The organism is bacterium, assembly GCA_021372615.1.
Taxonomy (GTDB): domain Bacteria; phylum Armatimonadota; class Zipacnadia; order Zipacnadales; family UBA11051; genus JAJFUB01.
In genome coordinates, this window is record JAJFUB010000019.1 from 69,432 (window position 1) to 88,061 (window position 18,630).

Annotated in this window: 14 protein-coding genes; 10 read left to right on the plus strand and 4 right to left on the minus strand. The window is 69.3% G+C overall.

Annotated elements, in window-relative coordinates:
* Window positions 1-25: 25 nt before the first annotated feature.
* The 4 genes from LLH23_02770 to LLH23_02785 form a co-directional block, all read right to left on the minus strand.
* On the minus strand, window positions 26-880 hold the full coding sequence (locus LLH23_02770) for an ATP-binding cassette domain-containing protein (GenBank protein ID MCE5237395.1): 855 nt from the start codon (window positions 878-880) through the stop codon (window positions 26-28).
* Window positions 881-1,064: 184 nt separating this feature from the next.
* Window positions 1,065-2,357, minus strand: coding sequence for a hypothetical protein (locus LLH23_02775; GenBank protein MCE5237396.1), 1,293 nt, complete (start codon window positions 2,355-2,357; stop codon window positions 1,065-1,067).
* An 11-nt stretch (window positions 2,358-2,368) separates the two neighbouring features.
* Window positions 2,369-3,424 (minus strand): carbohydrate-binding family 9-like protein, encoded by a 1,056-nt coding sequence (locus LLH23_02780; protein MCE5237397.1) that lies wholly within the window; start codon window positions 3,422-3,424, stop codon window positions 2,369-2,371.
* Window positions 3,425-3,433: 9 nt separating this feature from the next.
* Window positions 3,434-6,850 (minus strand): beta-galactosidase, encoded by a 3,417-nt coding sequence (locus tag LLH23_02785; GenBank protein ID MCE5237398.1) that lies wholly within the window; start codon window positions 6,848-6,850, stop codon window positions 3,434-3,436.
* A 228-nt stretch (window positions 6,851-7,078) separates the two neighbouring features.
* Between LLH23_02785 and LLH23_02790 the strand changes: the two genes are divergently transcribed.
* The 10 genes from LLH23_02790 to LLH23_02835 all read left to right on the plus strand — a co-directional run bounded on the left by LLH23_02790 (window position 7,079) and on the right by LLH23_02835 (window position 18,536).
* The gene (locus LLH23_02790; GenBank protein MCE5237399.1) at window positions 7,079-8,524 is read left to right on the plus strand and encodes a hypothetical protein; all 1,446 of its coding nucleotides are present in this window, start codon (window positions 7,079-7,081) and stop codon (window positions 8,522-8,524) included.
* Window positions 8,525-8,534: 10 nt separating this feature from the next.
* Entirely contained in the window at window positions 8,535-9,485 is a 951-nt protein-coding gene (locus tag LLH23_02795) for a PfkB family carbohydrate kinase (GenBank protein ID MCE5237400.1), read from the plus strand.
* 153 nt (window positions 9,486-9,638) lie between these two features.
* The gene (locus LLH23_02800) at window positions 9,639-10,769 is read left to right on the plus strand and encodes a mandelate racemase/muconate lactonizing enzyme family protein (protein MCE5237401.1); all 1,131 of its coding nucleotides are present in this window, start codon (window positions 9,639-9,641) and stop codon (window positions 10,767-10,769) included.
* 22 nt (window positions 10,770-10,791) lie between these two features.
* Window positions 10,792-12,222 carry an aldehyde dehydrogenase family protein gene (locus LLH23_02805; GenBank protein MCE5237402.1) on the plus strand — a complete coding sequence of 477 codons (1,431 nt, stop codon included), beginning with the start codon at window positions 10,792-10,794 and terminating at the stop codon, window positions 12,220-12,222.
* A gap of 60 nt (window positions 12,223-12,282) precedes the next feature.
* Window positions 12,283-13,281, plus strand: coding sequence for a Gfo/Idh/MocA family oxidoreductase (locus tag LLH23_02810; GenBank protein MCE5237403.1), 999 nt, complete (start codon window positions 12,283-12,285; stop codon window positions 13,279-13,281).
* 70 nt (window positions 13,282-13,351) lie between these two features.
* A complete protein-coding gene (locus LLH23_02815; GenBank protein MCE5237404.1) occupies window positions 13,352-14,227 on the plus strand; it encodes a PIG-L family deacetylase in 876 nt (291 codons plus the stop codon).
* Window positions 14,228-14,250: 23 nt separating this feature from the next.
* The gene (locus tag LLH23_02820) at window positions 14,251-15,147 is read left to right on the plus strand and encodes a hypothetical protein (protein MCE5237405.1); all 897 of its coding nucleotides are present in this window, start codon (window positions 14,251-14,253) and stop codon (window positions 15,145-15,147) included.
* Between the two features lie 31 nt (window positions 15,148-15,178).
* Window positions 15,179-16,369, plus strand: coding sequence for a hypothetical protein (locus LLH23_02825; protein ID MCE5237406.1), 1,191 nt, complete (start codon window positions 15,179-15,181; stop codon window positions 16,367-16,369).
* Window positions 16,370-16,491: 122 nt separating this feature from the next.
* The gene (locus LLH23_02830) at window positions 16,492-17,406 is read left to right on the plus strand and encodes a sugar phosphate isomerase/epimerase (protein ID MCE5237407.1); all 915 of its coding nucleotides are present in this window, start codon (window positions 16,492-16,494) and stop codon (window positions 17,404-17,406) included.
* A gap of 113 nt (window positions 17,407-17,519) precedes the next feature.
* On the plus strand, window positions 17,520-18,536 hold the full coding sequence (locus LLH23_02835; protein ID MCE5237408.1) for a Gfo/Idh/MocA family oxidoreductase: 1,017 nt from the start codon (window positions 17,520-17,522) through the stop codon (window positions 18,534-18,536).
* The last annotated feature ends 94 nt before the right edge of the window (window positions 18,537-18,630 follow it).

Sequence of the window (18,630 nt, forward strand, 5' to 3'; positions counted from 1 at the left end):
ACTCCGTGGGTTGTTGGGGCCCGACCTAGGCGGCTGAGTCGGCTCCCGCGCGGGCGCGGGCGGCCTCGATGATGCCAATGTAGGCATCCTCGAGCGTCGGCTCGACCGACACCGCTCGCGGGTGGTCCACCTCATCGGCCAGTAGACGGATGGCGACACCGTGGGCGCCGCGGAACACGCCGGTGAAGGTGTAGGCGGCCTTCAGGCGCGGGATCTCGTCCACCTCGACGTCAATGCTCCAGACCTTGCCCCGGGTGTCGTCTATGAGGCCCTCGACGGTGCCCTTGCGCAGCAACTCGCCCTGCCAGAGGATCACCAGTTGGTCGGCGGTGGCCTCCACGTCGGCGACGATGTGGGTGGACACGATGATGACGCGGTCGTGCCCGAGCTCGGCCAGCAGGCTGCGAATGCGAATGCGTTCCTCGGGGTCCAGGCCGGCGGTGGGCTCGTCAATGATGAGCAACTGGGGGGACACGAGGAGGGCGGCGGCGATGCCGACCCGCTGCTTCATGCCGCCGGAGAGCTTGTCCACGTAGCGGTCGCGGAAGCCCTGCATGTTGACCTGGTGCAGGACCCGGTCCACGATCTGCTGGCGCTCCCCGGCCTGCGCGACATCGGACAGCAGCGCCAGGTAGTCAAGCTGCTCGGCCACGGTCAGGCCCGGGTAGAAGCCGAAATCCTGCGGGAGATAGCCCAGGAAGCGGCGGATGGCCGCGCGGTCGTGGCGCACGTCCAGGCCATTGACCTTCGCCGTGCCCGCGGTGGGCTCCAGCAGCGTCGCCAGGATGCGCATGAAGGTCGTCTTCCCCGAGCCGTTGGGCCCCAGGAGGGCGAAGACACCGTCACCGAAGTCCATCGTCAGGGATTTGAGGGCGCGCACCCCGCCCTCGTAGGTCTTGCTGAGGCCCTCGATCTGGATTTGCAGTGCAGACTCCCCTATGGTAGGTGAGATGATAGGCGTGGACGCCCGCGCCAGTCTACCCCATGGCGACGGTTCTGTAAACGTCCCCGCGCCCGACGAGGTGCCCTGGCCGTACAGCGTCGCCCCACAGAGCCTGCGCGCGTCAGATCCGGTTCAGCAGGGCCTTCAGCCTGAGCATCGGCAGGCCCCGCTCCCATTCGCTGATGATGCGGGCCGCGTTGGCCTCGGCCATGATCGCTCCCGCCGGGCCCCCCTGCACCAGCGCCAGCAGCTTGGTCAGCTCCTCACCCCAGCCCTGGTAGCGCGCGGCGGCCTCCCTGTCATCGGGCACCAGCGCGAGGAAGCGCTGCACGTCGGCCTGCTTCTGCGCCAACGGCCAGGCCGTCAGGACGGGATCAGTGAAGGCGAAGGCTGCCAGCTCCTGCCGCAGCGCCGTCCCCCGGGCCTGCAGATCAGCTCGGGCGGCCTCGTTCTTGACGCCGGCGTCGTCGAAGAAGATGAACCGGAAATCCCGCAGTGTCGGCTGGAGGTCGAAGGCCGTGTCGGTGCCATAGCTGCCCACGGAGAAGCCCGCCTTGACGGTCTGCTCGGGTAGCCACAACATCGCGCACGGCCCGGCGCCCTTCTGTGTCGTCCCGACGTAGCCTGCGTCATAGAGGCTGTCGTAGTAGAACGTCCACCATTCGCTCGCGAGGTCCAGCTCTGCCCGCTGGCCCTGCTTCAGGTCCCGTGTGGGTGTGCAGACGTGGCGGTCGGAGTCACTGACATACGCCGACGGGTAGCAACGGGTGACGACGCGGACGGAGGTGAGCGTCTGCCGGGGCTCCAGCAGTACCTGCGCGTACAGGCAGTCGCCGCCGGCCAGGGCCACGAAACGGATGCGCACCAGCGCGAGGGGCGTGTCGAAGACGAAGTCAGCGGTCCCGCGGTCCCCGGAACTGCGCCCGGTCAGCGAGTGGATCGGCGTACTGCCGATGCTCTGCCCGTTGAGCTGCAGATCGAAGAAGCCGCCCGCGTACCAGTTGCAGTCCACCGGCTGCGGCATGCCGATGTAGCCCTCACCGGGGATGGCCACTCCGGGCCGCTTCGCGTCGCGCGCGACCCCGTAGCGCAGGCCGTAGGTCCGCTTGCCGGTGTCGAGCGTGATGATCTGTCGCACGCCCTCCAGGCCGACCGTGTGGGCGGGGGCCCCGGGACCGATGGTGATGGTCTGCACACCGGAGTCCGAGACGAGCACCTGCGCCGGCAGCAGGCTGCACAGCAGCAGGGCGAGGCAGATGGCCAGTGCTGCGTCCCGCGAGAGACCGGTCTGCCCCTGTAGGGCGGGCGGCCTCGCCTGCCCTTTCCCCTCGCGCGCGGGCGGGGCCGCCCGCGCTAATGGGTGACGGAGCGCATTCGGGCGACACGGTACTTCAGCCAGGCGATGGGTGGTCATGGCGCCCCTCCTCAGATGCGATCCAGCAGCGCCTTCAGGCGCGCTTCCCCGACGGTCTTCTGCAGCGTCGTCGCCAGGCTCTGGAGGGCCAGGTCCAGCCGCGTCCACTGCGCCGCGTCCAACGACCCGGCTGTCGTCCTCATGGCTGCCAGACGGGCCGCGTAGTCGTCCAGTCGTCGCTTGACCTCGGCGGCGGCCGCCGGGTCCTTCTCCTTCTGGCGCGCGGCGTCGAGGGAAGCGAGCAGCCTCTCGACCTCGGCGAACGCCGCCGTGGCCAGTTGGGCGTAGCTGGTCTGCGCGAAGCCCTCAGCGCTGTACACTGCGATGGGGCCGGTGCGTCCGCCCTTGCGGAAGTCCGCCGACAGCTTGCCGATGATCTCCGGCGTCCCTGACAGCACGAGGTGGGCGAAGCGCTCGGGGTCGTGGAAGCCGAGGGTGGTGTCCACACGCGCCCAGGTAGTGCAGGCCTGCGCGCCGACGTTGCGGTCGCGGCTGATGTTGAAGCCCACGATCTGGCCTACGCGTGGTCGGGCCTTCATCGGTCCCCACGGCACGGCCATCTCAGCCGACCAGCCGTCCGTGCCCGCCCATGTCTTCACCTGCGCGTTGCTGTCCCACGTGGTCGTCATGCCCTCGCCGTCGTAGAGGCTGCCGGCGACGCTGAAGGCCAGTTGGTAGTAGCGACCATGCGTGTGCTCGGGCTCGATGAAGACCTCGACGGTCTCGCTGCGGAAGATGTCATGCTCATCGTGGGCGTTGCGCACCGGGGTGACCTTAGCCATCAGCGGTTCATCGCACGTGAGGCCGAAGTAGAGGTTGTCGTCATCCCACAGTACGCGGAAGAACGTCTGGGGGTCGGCGGTCTGCCCCGACTCGTAGTGGACGAAACCTCCGACCAGCGGGGCCTGCTGCCAGGCGGCGTCATCGAGCTTGCCGTCGAGCCGCAGGGCGGGGGCCTGTGCCCCGCCGACCTTCGGGCACGGATAGACATTGATCGGGTAGCTGTCGGTGGCCGGGACCGGCCGGGCCAGCGCGAGCAGCAGTATCACGGCGCTGCAGTGCCTCATGCTTACCACCTACTTCACGCTGAATTGCGCGGTCGAGGTCTGGCCGGTATACAGGTCCGTCGCGCTGACACTCCACGTGCCTGCGGGATCGTTGTAGGCCACGGGCACATCCACCGTCGCGCCCTGCGCGTCCACCAGGGCCACGCGGGCTGCCCAGTCGGCGCTCTGCCCGTTCGGGAGCTTCACCGTCACCTTCACCGCCTGCCGCCCCTGCGGCAGCACGGTCGCCAGCCGTACCCGCTGCACGCTGCCCCGCACGGCGGCCGGAGCGGCCTTGAGCGTCACGGGCTTGAGTGGCTCCGCCGCGAAAGCGAAGAACTGCGCCCGGGACGGCGTGAGCGTCACCGTGAAGGACGACTGCTTGCCCAGGCTGCGACGGCCCTTGAGGTCGTAGACAACCCGTGGCTGCGGCAGCCGTATGATTGCCTGGTCGGCGGCGCCGCCGTGGCGGAAGATCGAGACGATCTGCACCGGGCCGTTCGCCCAGCGCGTGACTTCGACGTTCCGCAGGCGGCGGCCCTGGGCGTCGCACAGGTCGAGCGCCGGCTTCACTGTCGCCTGTTCCAGGGCGGTGCGGAGCAGGCTGGCTGCCCGCTCGGGCGTGGTCTCGACGCCGAGCTTGGGGTAGCTCGCGAGCGCCAGGTTGAGCAGCAGCGTCCGCCCCTTGCCGAAGCTGTTGGTCAGCCACAGGGGAGCCTTGCCGGCAGCGCCGGCCGGTTGCGCTCCGGCCGCCTCGACGCCGGGATCCGCGCGAACCTTCTCGACGGACAGGTCGCCGATCTGCCCGTCGGCGAGGGCGGCCTCGGACGTGCCCGTGCGCTTGATCCCGAAGGCATCATCCAGTTGCCCGGCTGTCAGCGGCTTGACATGCCCGTCATAGATGGCCGGGCGCACGTCGGCGATCAGTGTGCCGCCATTCTGCACGTACTGGCGGAAGAGCTGAGCCTCCTGGGCCCCCATGGCCTGCGTCAGCGGCAGGATGATGGCCTTGAACTTACTCAGGTCCACCTCACCCAGGCGCATCTGCCGGTCGGTGAAGTAACGGAAGTTGAGCCCCAGCTCCCGCAGCGCGGCATGGCAGGCGGCGTGGTTGGCCTCGTAGCCGCCGTAGCTGGGCGACGACTGCACCTTGGCGGCATATGCCGAAGGCTGGGAGTACAGGATGCCGATGCCATCGGTCTGCATGTCGGACTGCAGCAGCAGGTCGCCGAGGCCGTCGCGCACGATCTGGGTGTCGCGCAGGATCTCCTGCACGGCGGGATAGGGGTCGAGGCTCGGGGCCAGCCAGCCGTGGAAGCGGCCAATGACTTCCCAGCGCCACCACCACACGGCATCACACCCGCGCGTGACCATCCGCCAGTACTTCTCCAGCAGCGAGTCGGCGTCTTTGGTGTAGCCCATCCAGTTGGCGCGCGGGAAGTCACGCGGGGCGATGGAACGCAGCACCTCATCGGCCGTGCCCGGATACGGCGACCAGAAGGTGTTGTAGCGCACGAAGCCATCGAGGTCGTCGGCGCTGGTGAAGGTGCCAGCGCCCTCGAAGCCGCAACGGCTCTGCGGGTCAATGGTGCGGAAGCCCTTGCCGAAGCGCTCGCACAGCTTGCAGAAGTTGTAGGACTGGTAGGCCTGCCGGTCGTACCAGCGCGGGAAGTTGCCGGACTGCAGGGCCTCCGCCTCCTCGTTGTCAGTCGGCGTGCTCAGTTGCACCTGGTCGAAGCTCGCGTACTGGCTGCCCCACGAGGCGTTCAGTGCCGCGATGTCCTTGTACTGGTCCTGCAAGTAGCGCTGGTAGGCGGCGAGGCACTGCGGACTGAGGCACGAGCCGCGCACCGCGATCTCATCGCCCAGCGAGTAGACGAACACGCCGTGCTGGCGCGCGGGCAGGTGCTTCTGCACGACCTCGTCCACGCGCGCCTGGATCGCGGCCTCATCGTTCCAACAGGAGGGCTTCATCACTCCCTGTTCGTCTCGGCGGTTGGCGATGTCGGTGGTGTAGGGGATCCAGGCAATGTCCTGGGCGGCGAGGTACGGCGGGGGCGTGCCGCCGCCCAACTGCAAGGTGACGCTGTTGCGGGCCAGGCTCTCTTCGGCGACCGGCGCGAGATTCCCGCGGGGAGTGTCCCACATGACGAAGTTGAACTGACCGCGATGGCGCTTGACGACATGGGCGAACTGCCAGGCCGAAGCGACCTCGTGCTGCCAGCCCGGAGCCGCCGCCTCGACAAGGGCCGCACGCACCGTCACCAGCATCGGCATCCACGGCTCGAGCTTGACGGCAAAGGGGGTCTCAGGCTGCGCGGGAATAGCCTGCCGCACCAACTCGCGGCCCCGGCGGTCGAGCAGACTCACCACGACGGTCTGGCCGGCCGTCGGCGCGTCACCGGCCAGTGTCACTACACCAGAGAGCGTATCGCCGATCTCGCCCCAGTCGCGCTCGAGCTTCACGCCGCCGACGGACTGGGTGCTGGTGACTGTGAACGGCAGCGCGCCGAAGGCCGCCACGCTCTTCCCGGTGCGGGCGATCACATCGCAGAAGTAGTTCCCGGCCGGCAAGACGGAGAGGTTGACCTTCGCTCCCGCGGCGAGCATCCCGGCGGGCAGCGGGAAGTCCTGTGTCCAGCCATCGTCGCGGCGCAGCCGCACCCGCATGCTGACACCGGCCCCGGCCGGCAAGCCCTCGGCGGCTATGGTCAGGGGGTTCCGCGCCGCCTGGCGGCGGTCCACGGTGGTTGCCGGCATGGACAGCTTGAGCCGGACCTGCGGCTCTTTGCCCGCTGCCCACAGGATCGCCTTGCCCACACCCATGTCCCACTCGTCATAGGCGACCTCCCAGCCCGGACGGTACTCGATGGTCGGCGTCCGGGTGATCCGCACCCCCCGGCCCTTCAGGACAGCGAAGGCAAGCGCGTCGGGCACGTCGCCCAGAAACGCGGGCAACTGCGCCAGCCGGTTCTTCTCCTTGAGGAGGCGCTTGTCATCAGTGCTGACGAGCACCAGCCCGGCGCCCTCGGTCACGGCCTCGATCATCGCGTACTGCTGGTCTACGGGCATCAGCTCGGGTGAGACACCCATGAACACGAAGGCATCCCATTTCTGCGCGAGCAGGCGCGTCATGCGGCGCAGGCCATGCTCGCCCCCGTGCCAGTCGTCCCTGGTGGTGTCCACGAGGCGTCCCCAGAAGACCATCTGCGGCTCGAAGTCGAAGCGCTGCTTCAGCTCGATGACCTCGCGCGCCGCCGTGCCCCGGCCGTTGAGGAAGAACAGCACGCGCGCCTTGCCGAGGGCATAGGGGGTCGCCCAGTCGGTGTGGGTCGTGACGAAGGTGCTGTTGACGCTGTGGTCCGCTTCCACCTCGTCGGCGTCCTGGGCGAGGCCGAGTGAGGCCACGATCAGCAACAGCACCAGCGGGAGTGCTACGGTCTTCATGGGGTGAGGCTCCCTCCTTCGGGTTGCCGCAGGGGCGGCGCATCGCGCCCCAGAACGGCCGGCTTCGCCCTGAGGGGGTGGTCCTCCTCCTCGCCGTCGCGCACATGAAGCGACCTACACACGGAGGAGAACCCGCCCCGCGCGGCGTACACTACCTCCAGTACCGGGCCGCGCGCTCCCGGACCGTGACCCGCCGCGCTTCTGGCCCGGCCTCGACAGGAGTCTCCCATGACAGTCTCAATCACCCTCGGCTTCGTGCCGTCCTATCGGCGCTGGAGCGACTGGACGGAGCAGATGCGCCGCGAGAGTCTGCAGGCCTTCGCGCAGCTCCCCGGTGTGCGCGTCGTGGCTCCCTCGGTCGCCCCGGCCGAGGCCGCGCCCGACCCCGCCACCGGCGCCACGGCCTATGGCGCCGTGCACACGCTCGACGAGGCCGATGCCGTCGCGGACTTCTTCGCCCGCGAGCGCGTGGACGGCCTCGTGCTATGTCCGCTGGACTTCGGCGATGAGCGGTCGGCGGCGAAGGTGGCCGAGAAGCTGCGCGTGCCGGTGCTGCTGTACGCCACCAAGGAGCCACCGGGAGCGCCCGGCCCGGGCCTGCTGCGGGTGTCGGACTCGTACTGCGGGAACCTCTCCATGGCCGCCGGGCTGCACCGCCGCCGCCTGCCGTTCCGCTTCGCGGGGGTGTTCTTCCCCGCTGAGCCGGGCTTGCGGGCTGAAGCGCAGGCCTTCGTGCAGGCCGTCGCCGTCGCCAAGGGCCTGCGCTATGCCCGCATCGGGCAGGTCGGGGTGCGGCCGCAGACCTTCGAGACCGTGGCCTATGATGAGATCGCCATGGCGCGCAAGTTCGGCCAGAACGTGATCTACGCCAACCTGGTTGACCTGCTGACCGAGGCGCGCGGCCTGGCGGATGGCGACCCGGCGGTGCAGGAGATCGTAGCCGACATGCGCCGCACCATCGCGGCGCTCACGGTGGCCGATGACTACGTGCTCAAGGCCGCGAAGCTGGAGGCGGCGCTGGCGGCGTTCTGGCAGCGCCAGGGCCTCTCGGTCATGACCATGCAGTGCTGGCACAGCATCCAAAGTGAGTACGGCATCTCCCTGTGTGCGCTGTTCGGGCGGCTGACCGGGCGGCATCTGCTCACGGCCTGCGAGGCGGATGTGATGGGCGCGCTCTCGATGCTCGCCCAGTACCAGGCGTCCCTCGGAGAGCGGCTGCCGCACTTCGTGGACTGGACGATCCAGCACCGTGACGACCCCAACCGCCTGCTGGCGTGGCATTGCGGCAATGCGCCGGTGTGCCTGGCGCGCAACCCGGCCGAGGTGGCCCTGCGGTCGCGGGCGGACATGACCGGCGCCGAGCCGATTGCCCCCGGCGACCCGAAGGCCGGCCTGTACCAGTTCCAGCTCCAGCCCGGCCCCGTGACCTTCTGCCGGATGGCGGAGTATGATGGCGACTGGAAGATGCTCATTGCGCGGGGGGAGATCATCCCCTCGGATGAGACCCTCGCCGGGACATGGAGCTGGGTGGAGGTCCGCGACCACGCCCACCTGTACCGCACGCTCGTGGAGGAGGGCTTCGTGCACCATGCCAGCATGATGCACGGCGACCAGGTCGCGGCGTTGACCCGGGCCTGCGAGTTCCTCGATCTGCAACCCATCATCGTGGAGTAGTGACGCAAGCATGGCCAATCTGGACATCGTCGGGCTGGGCCTGGCCACGCTCGACGTGCTGATGCGAATGGGCGACATGCCCACCTGGGACACGCCTCAGGGGATGAGCGACTTCGGGCTCGATGGCGGTGGGCCGGTGGGCACCGCCTGCGTGGCCGCCTCTCGGCTGAGCGCGCGGGTGGGCTTCATCGGCACTGTCGGCAACGACCTCGTGGGCGAGCTGAAGACCCGCTTCCTGGCGGACTACGGCGTGGACCTGAGCCACCTCGTGCCCGTGGACAGCCCCGAGCGGCAAGTGGTCGGTGTCTATGTCCACGCGCAGAGCGGCGAGCGCCTGTTCTCCGCGCTGGCGGGTCTGCACACGACGCCTCTGCCGATGGCGGCGCTGGACCGGGCCTACATCACCTCGGCCCGCTTCCTGCACCTCGACGGCTTCTACCACGACTGCGCGCTGCAGGCGGCCCAGTGGATGCACGAGGCCGGCGGCCGCGTCTGCATGGACTGCCGCCGCACCGATGACCTCACCGTCCCGGCCCCGACGCTGGAGTTGCTCCGGCATGTGGACATCCTCGTCTGCGGCAACGGCTTCTGCCGGGCACTGACCGGCGAGACGGACCTGGAGCGGGCCGGACCGGCGGTGCTGGCCCATGGGCCGCAAGTGGTCGTGGAGACCCACGGCGAGGCCGGCAGCTTCACCTTCACCGGCGACGAGGCATTTCACACACCTGCCTTCGCGGTCGAGGTCCTCGACACGACCGGCGCGGGCGACGTATTCCACGGCGCGTATCTCGTGGGGCAGTTGCACGGCTGGGACCTGCGCCAGACGGCGCAGTTCGCCGCGGCGGCCTCGGCGCTCAAATGCACCAAGCTTGGCGGCCGGCGCGGCATCCCGACATATGCCGAGACGATTCGCTTCCTGCACGAGCGAGGGGTGGCGCTGCCGGACGGCGAAGAGGCGTAGGACGGGGCCTCGCTGGTACGCCCGACACTCTTGTCGGGCGCATCGCCCCGTCGCCCGACAGGAGTGTCGGGCGTACCCCCGTCCTGCAGACTGTGTAGGAGGGGTCACCGACCCCGACCGGGTGCCAATGACGACGCAAAGGCGGCAAGTTGCATGAAGATCACAGACGTGAAGGCGCTGGCAGTCAAGGGGCGGCACTGGCCGCGCTTCCCGATGGTGTTCGTCGAGGTCTACACCGACGAGGGCATCGTGGGGGTAGGGGAGGCGCTGGCTTTCCAGGCCACCGGGGTGATGGAGTCGGTCGTGCAGATCGGTGGTTGGCTGCGGGACGAGAACCCGCTGCAGATCGAGCGCCTGTGGGAGCGGTGCTTCCGGCGCGGGGCAGGCATGGCGGCGCTCAGCGGCATCGAGATCGCCCTGTGGGACATCCTGGGACAGGTGGCCGGGCTGCCCATCTACCAGTTGCTCGGTGGCGCGTGCCATGGCCGGGTGCGCGTGTACGCCGACGGGTTCTTCCGCGGCGCGGACCCGACCCCGGAGGCCTATGGCGACAAGGCCGAAGCGGCCGTCGCCACCGGCCTGACGGCGCTCAAGCTGGACATTGACGACTTCCTGTACCTGGGCGAGCGCCCAGCGCTCATCCGCTGCCACGGCGCCGACCTGGGCCGGCACATCACCAACGCCGAGATCCGCCAGGTCGCCGCCAGCGTCGCGGCCATCCGCGAGCGCCTCGGCCCGGATGTGGACCTCGCCCTGGACTGCCACTGGGCTTTCGATGTCCCCTCGGCCCTGCGGCTGGGGCGGGCGCTGGAGCCGTACGGGCTGATGTGGCTCGAAGACCCCACGCCCTCGGCCAGCGCCCCGGCGCTGGCGAAGCTGGCGAGCGAGCTACCCGTGCCGCTGTGCCTGGGCGAGGCGCTCGCGACGCGCTTTGAGTTCCGCGAGATACTGGAACGCGGCGCCGCCCATATCATCATGCCCGATGTCGCCAGCAGCGGCGGCCTCCTGGAGATGAAGAAGATCGCCGCCCTGGCCGACACGTACTATGTGCCGATGGCGCCGCACGACATGGTGGGGCCGGTGGCCACCGCCGCCTCGGTGCAGCTCTGCCTCACCATCCCCAACCTGCTCATCATGGAGCACCAACTGACCGACGTGCCGTGGCGGCATGAGCTGACCGACGAGCCGCTGCTGGTGCAGGACGGCCACTATGCCGTGCCCACCCGCCCGGGGCTGGGCCTGAAGCTCAACCACGACGCCGTGCGCAAGTACCGGGCCGAGTAGTCTGTTCCGTGGAGGAAGACCTATGCCGAACGATGTCGTAGCACTGCTGATCAACGGTGAGCGCGTGACCACCGGCCGCACCTTCGCGGTCGTGGACCCCGCCACCGAAGAGACCATCGCGCAGGTGGCCAACGCCGGCGTGGCCACCATGCAGGCAGCCCTTGCCGCCGCACAGGGGGCCTTTGCCTCCTGGGCGCAGGCTCCGCACGCCGAGCGCAAGGCCGCCGTCCTGCGCCTCACCGACCTGCTTGAGCGCGAGCGGGAGCGCCTGGCCGGCCTGCTGGTGCGCGAGGCCGGCAAGACCTGCGACGTCGCCTCGTACGAGGTGACCTGTCTGATCGGGTCGCTGCGGTACTTCATCGAGGAAGCCGAGCGCCTGCGGCAGGATGTGATACCCGACCCGACTGGCCGCTTCCTGCACTACACGCTGCGCCAACCGCTGGGTGTCGTCGTGGGCTTCCTGGCGTGGAACTACCCGCTGCTGAACCTGGGCTACAAGCTGGGCCCCGTGCTGGCCTCCGGCTGCACGGCGGTCATCAAGCCCTCGCAGCACACGCCGCTGGCGACGCTGGCGGTCGGGGAGTTGCTGGCCGAGGCGGGCGTGCCGGCGGGCGTCGTCAATGTCGTGGCGTGCGATGACCGAGCCACGGGCGATGCGCTGCTGCAGAGCCCGGTCCCCTCGCTCATCACGATGATCGGCTCGACGGCCTCGGGCGTGAAGCTCATGAACACGGCGGCCACGACCATCAAGCACTTCTCGCTCGAGCTGGGCGGGAATGCCCCGGCGCTGGTCTACCCGGACGCCGACCTGGCCGACGCGGCGGTGCGGATCGTGAACCTGAAGTTCAGCAACACCGGGCAGGTCTGCGTGGCCCCCAACCGGGCGTTGGTGCATGAGGCGGTGTACGAGGAGTTCCTGAAGCTGGCGGCAGAGCGCGCCGCGCAGTTCACGCTCGGCAGCGGCAAGAGCGACCGCCCGCTGATGGGACCGCTGATGACCCCGGGGGCGCGCGACCACATGCTGGCGCTCGTGCAGGAGGCCGTGGCCGAGGGCGCACAGATCGTGTGCGGCGGTCGGCGTCCCGAGCAGCCCGCGCGCGGGTACTATGTGGAGCCGACGATCCTGCGCGATGTCCGCATGGACATGAAGATCGCCAACCAGGAGATCTTCGGCCCGATCCTGCCGGTCATTCGCACCACCGACGCCGACGACATGGTGGCGATGGGCAACGCCACAACCTACGGCCTGGCCGCCTATGTCTTCACCCAAGACCTGAGTACGGCGCTGCGCGCGGCCGAGGGCCTGCAAGCAGGAAGCATCTGCATCAACGAGCCGCACTTCGGGGTGCACCTGCCCCACAGCGGCCTCAAGCAAAGCGGCGTGGGGCTGGACCGCTCGACCTACAGCCTCGAAGAGTATCTCACCCTCAAGCGGGTGAGCATTCGCAAATAGGCGCGCCTGCGGCGCGTGACAGCCGCCGGGGCAGATGGCGGCAATCTGAGGAGCACTGACATGAGCAAGATCGGTTTTGGCGTCGTGGGTTGTGGCCGCATCAGCGAGAGTCATTTGGCAGGTCTGGCAAAGCTGCCCGACGCGCAGTTCGTGTGCGGGGCCGACGTGAACCTCGACTCCGCCCGCGAGAAGGCCGAGAAGTACGGCGCCGCCAAGTGGGTGGCCGACTACCATGAGATGCTCGCTCTGCCGGAAGTGGACGCCGTCATCGTGTGCGTGCCCACGTTCCTGCACGCCGAGGTGGTCTGCGCGGCGGCCGCGGCGGGCAAGCACGTGCTGTGCGAGAAGCCCATCGCCCTGAAGATGGAGGACGCCGTGCGGATGACGGAGGCCTGCGCGACCGCCGATGTGCGCTTCATGATCGGCTTCGTGCGGCACTACTCCACCGAGTGGCTCAAGCTGCGGGAGATCATTGCCAGCGGTCGCATCGGGCGGCCCGTACTGTGGCGCAACACCTCGGCCATCCGCGTGCCCTTCCTGCGCTGGTTCGTGGACGGCGAGAAGGGCGGCGGCCCGTTCATTGACGGCCTCGTGCATGACTACGACTTTGCCCGCTCGATCTTCGGCGAGGCGGAATGGGCGATGGGCAGCCTGATGACCTTCAGCGAGCACTCCACCGCCCTGGACACCGGCAGCGCCGTCATCCACTTCCGCTCGGGCGATGAGCTGGTGCGCAGTTGGTCGTGGGGCATGCCGGGGCCGAGCTGCACCTCCGCTCCGTGGCACGATGTCATCGGTCCGGGAGGCGCCCTGCGCTTCCCGAAGGGTAACGAGGGCGCCAACCTGTTCGTGGTCAACCCCGACAACAGCGAGGAAGCCGTACCCTTCGAGCCCAGTGGCGGCCAGGACTGGTTCGACCAGCAGATCGCGCACTTCGTCCAATGCGTGCAGGACGGGACCGAGCCGCTGGCAGGCGGCGAGCGCGGGCAGAAGGCGCTGGCGATCGCACTGGCGGTGCTCGAGGCCGGCCGCACGCACCAGACGGTGGCGATTCCCTGACGCATCAGAGTTGAGCCGCCCTACAGCGCCCGACAGGAGTGTCGGGCGTACCCCCCACAGGACGACTGAGGTGAGTGCAGGTTTGCAGTTCGCGAATGCTTCTGCCGAGTTATACGTGCCCGATGGCGTCGCCGAGGAGATGGCGCTGTCGCGCGTGACGCATCTGGCGATTGCCGCCCATCAGGACGACATCGAGATCATGGCCTACCACGGCATCGCCGCGTGCTTCGGCAACCCGGCGCGCTGGTTCGCCGGGGTGGTCGTGAGCAACGGGGCGGGCTGCCCGCGCACCGGCGACTACGCGGCCCTGACCGAGGACGAGATGCTCGCCATACGCCGCCGGGAGCAGAAGACGGCGGCCTTCGTGGGCGAGTATGCGGCGGTGGCGCTGCTGGACTACCCGCCTCTGGAGAACCGCAATCCCGACAACCCCGCGCCCACGCACGACCTGCGCGCGCTGCTGGCCGCCACGCGCCCGCAGGTCGTCTACACGCACAACCTCGCCGACAAGCATGACGCACACGTGGCGGTCGTGCTGCGGACGCTGGCGGCCCTGCGGTCGCTGGCGCCCGAGGACCGCCCGGCGCTGCTGCTGGGCTGTGAAGTGTGGCGCGACCTGGACTGGCTGGCCGACGCGGACCAGACGCTGCTGGATGTGAGCGCGCACGAGAACCTGGCGACGGCGCTACTGGGGCTGTATGACTCGCAGATTGACGGGGGCAAGCGCTACGACCTGGCGGCGCTGGGGCGGCGACGGGCGCACGCGACGTACAACGCCCCGCTGGAGACCGACGCGACCTCGCAGCTCTCCCTGGCGATGGACCTCACGCCCCTGATGCACGACGCGGACTGCGACCCCGGCGAGTTCGTGGACGAGCACATCGCGCGGTTCGCCGAGGATGTCCGGGCGCGGCTGGGGCGCGTCCGGCCGCGCTACCGGCTGTAGGCCCAAGAAGGAAGGCACTCTCCATGGCGTTCGAGTTTGACCTCGCCCGCTTCATCCCGTTTCGCGACCAGGAGGCCTGTGCGCGGGTGCGCGCGATTCGGCGCGAGGACCTGACCCGCCACCCGAACCCCGACTTCCACGTCCGCATCATCGAGGACACGGACGACTTCTTCCTGGCCTTCGCGCTGGACCTCGTGCGGCGCATCCAGACTGCCGCGGCCGAAGGGCGCCGCTTCGTCGCGATCCTGCCGTGTGGCCCCCTGGCCCAGTACGACAAGGCCGCGGCCATCATCAACGAGCTGCGCCTCTCGCTGGCGCATGTCCACACCTTCAACATGGACGAGTTCGCCGACCAGGACGGACGCTCGGCGCCGGGCGATTGGCCGGGCTCCTTCCAGTACGCCATGTGGCAGCGCTTCTTCTCGCGGATTGACGAGGACCTGCGCCCACCCGCCGCACAGATCCACTTTCCCTCCTCCGCCAACATCGCCGACTACGGGCAGCAGATCGCCGACCTGGGCGGGGCGGAGGTGTGCTACGGCGGCATCGGTTGGTGCGGGCACGTGGCCTTCTGGGAAGCGCACCTGGGCAGCGAGTTCGCCACGCTGGAGGAGTTCTGCCAGGCCCGCGGGCGCGTGGTGGAGCTGCACCCGATGACGATCATGCAGGCGGCGCTGCACCACGGCGGCGACTGGTCGGTCGTGCCGCCGCAGGCCGTGACCATCGGCCCGGCGGAGATCCTGGCCTGCCAGCGGCGCTCGTTCTGGCTGAACGTGAACCTGGCCGGGGTAAGTTGGCAGCGGTTCATTGGGCGCCTGGTCGCCTTTGGCCCGGTCACCCCGTGGGTACCCGGCAGCCTCCTGCAACTGGCCCCCACCGACTACACGCTCATCGGCGCCGTGGCCGACAACCTGGAGTAGCCCCCGACGCTTCGGCGAGAGGAGATCCCCCGTGGCCGACCCGTCCTTCCTGACACCCAATGACTTCACCGGCTCGGATGTCGAGCGCATCAACCAGGCGCTGGCCGCCGCCGCCGGCACCGGCCGGCGCGTCGTCATCCCGCGCTGCAACCGCGCTGCCGACGGCGACCGCGACGTGTGGCTGCTCGACTCGGCCATCCTCATTCCCGGTGACAGCACGCTCGAGCTGGACAACTGCCACCTGAAGCTGTCCGACCGCTGTCGCGACAACATGATTCGCAGCGCCAACTGCGGGCTGGGTGTGGCCGACATCCAGCCCCTGCGCGGCCTCCACATCATCGGGAGGGGGAACGTGCTGCTGGAGGGCGCCGATCACCCGCGCGCCACCGGTGACAGCGGCAAGACACTGGGGGAGCGGACCTATGGCACCGACGCCGGCGTAGACGGGGAGAGCCAGACCGGCGACTGGCGCAACATCGGCATCCTGATGGCCTATGTCGAGGACTTCAGCGTCGAGCATCTCGCGATGCAGGACTCGCACTGCTGGGCGATCTCGCTGGAACGCTGCGCGCACGGGACGCTGCGCGACCTGAGCTTCACCTCCAGCGGCGTGAAGACGATTGACGGCGTGGAGCAGACGATTCTGAACCAGGACGGTGTGGACTTGCGGATGGGGTGCCACGACCTCCTCATCGAGAACATCAGCGGCTACAGCGGGGACGACCTGATCGCCCTGACGGGCATTCCGCGCGCCGACAGCGTCGCCGGGAGCCTGGGGTCCACCATGGTCAGTTCGCTGTGCCCCCGGGGCGAGGGCGCCGACGACATCCGGCACGTCATCATCCGCAATGTGCAGGGCTACTGCCGGGGTGGGCATCACATCGTGCGGCTGCTGAACACCCCCGGCGTGCGGATGTATGACATCGTGCTCGACGGCCTGGTGGACACCTCACCGGCCGGGACGCGGTGCAAGGCCGCCGTGAAGATCGGGGATCACCACTACGGGGGCGGCATGGCGCCGCTGGGCGACACCAGCCGGATCATCGTCAGCAACGTCATCAGCCGCTCGGAGCACACGATCATGATCGGCGGGTCGCTGTGCGACTCGGTCCTCAGCAACATCATCCGGCACGACCTCCCCGGCGAGGCCGTCACGCTGGTGGCGGGCCCCGAGTCCATCCGCGACGTCACCTGCGCCAACATCCGGGTCGTGGGCGACTGACAAGCTCGTTGCCACCGCGCGCGGGCGAGGCGGCCCGCGCTACTGAGAGCGAGCGGTCTTCCTCCGGGACAGCACACTGACCGGAGCCGCGGCACAGGCCGCACAACTACGGAGGGTTACAGATGAAGATCGGAGCGAGTACCTACAGCCTGCGGACAGCCATCCAGGCGGGCGATCTGGACATGTGGGGCGTGTTCGACTGGCTGGCCGGGAACGACGCCGCCCACATCGAGATTGTGCCGCTGGTCAACCTCGGCTTCACGGTCACGCCGGACGTGGCCGAGGCCATCGCGGCGAAAGCCGCGGCCGTGGGACTGGAGGTCTCCTGCTACACCTTCGGGGCCAGCTTCATAGACAAAGCCACCGACGAGTACGAGGCGGAGTTGGCGCGCGTGCGGGGCGAGATTGACAACGCCGCGCGGATGGGCACGAAGCTCGTGCGGCACGATGTCGCCTCCCGCCCCGCCGATCAGGCCACCGACGAGCGCTTCGAGCAGGACGTACCCGTGCTCGTCGAGGCCATCCGGCAGCTCGCCGACTACGCCACGCGGTATGGCATCACCACGATGATCGAGAACCACGGGTTCTACGTCCAGGGGGCGCGGCGGGTGCTGCGGCTGCAGCGCGAGGTGGCGCGGGACAACTTCCGCCTGCTCGTGGACACCGGCAACTTCTACCCGGTGGAGTTCGACAACACGCTGCACGCCATCGCCCAGTGCGCGCCCTGCGCGGCCATGGCGCACATCAAGGACCACCTCATCCGCACCTCGGCGCCTGAGTCGCTCGACAACTGGCGCGAGCGCGGCCGGGGCATCTACACCCAGGCGACCATCGCCGGCGACGGCGACATCGGCATCCCCCAGGCCATCAAGTCCCTTCAGGACGCCGGCTATGACGGCTTCCTGTCGCTGGAGTACGAGGGGCCGGACGAGGCGCGCTACGCCAACCGGAAGGGCCTGGACAACCTGCGGCGCATCCTGGGCCAGCGCCCTGCGGAGGGTGGCGCGAGCGGCAATCGTGACAGACGACGACAGTAGCGCGGGCGGCCTCGCCCGCGCGGCGGGGACCGGGCAGGCGAGGCCGCCTGCCCTACGGGGAAGGCGCGGCGTACGTCCGCGCGCGGATCAGACCAACAAGGGAGCATCAGGCAATGAGCGAGAGCACCATTCGGGTTGGCCTCATCGGCTGTGGCATGATCACCCAGCGCAGTCACGCACCGCGCCTGGCGGAGGTCCCGGGCGTGACGATCACGGCTGTGTGCGACCTGGACACCGAGCGCGCGACGAAGGCGCGCGATGAGCACGCCCCCGCAGCGGCCCTGTTCACAGACTATCAGGAGCTGCTGGCCTCGGGGCTCGTGGACGCCGTGACCGTCGCGACTCCGGTCGCGCTGCACTGCCCGATGACGCTGGCAGCGCTGCAGGCGGACTGCCACGTGCTGTGCGAGAAGCCGATGGGGATGTCGCAGGTGGAGACGGCGCAGATGGTAGCGGCGTCGCGGGCGGCGGGGAAGGTGCTGCAGATCAACCTGTCGCGCCGCTACGACCCGTTCTACCAGACGGTCGCCCGACTGCTGGCCGAGGGCGCCATCGGCGAGGTGTGGCACATGCGCGCCATCCGCGTCCACACTTCCGCGCCCGACAAGGGCTGGTCACCGGGGGCGACGTGGTTCGTCACCCGGAGCCAGGGCGGGGGCATCGTGGGCGACATCGGCGTGCATGTCGGCGACACGATGCAGTGGTACTGCGGCGCAGTGGCCAGCGTCTCAGCCCAGACCGACAGCCGCCGGGAGGACATAGACGTGGTGGACAACGCTACGGCCCTGTTCCGCTTCCACAACGGCGCCACGGGCGTGCTGGAGCTGAGCTGGACCAGCCCGACCAACCACATGAGCTTCGAGATCTTCGGCAGCGAGGGGATACTGTCGGCCGGGGCGCCCGGCGAGGGCCTCCAGATCCGCGGCCGCGACGGGAAGACGACCACGGTGCCGCCGGCGGACCTCAACCCGGCCGGCCCCAACAGCTTCCAGTGCTTCGCCGACGCCATCGCCGGTGTGGCGCCCACGCCGGTGCCCGGCGAGACCGGGCACGCCATCCAACTCGTGCTGGACGCCATCCTCGCCTCAGGCGAACAGGGCGGCGCGCCGGTGACGATCGCGGGGGCGTGACGCGCCGTTGCAGGGCGGGGGCTTGTACCCCGCCGCGACGCTCATCCGCCAGCCCCTCCGGCGGGGTACCAGCCCCCGCCCTACAGGACAGCAC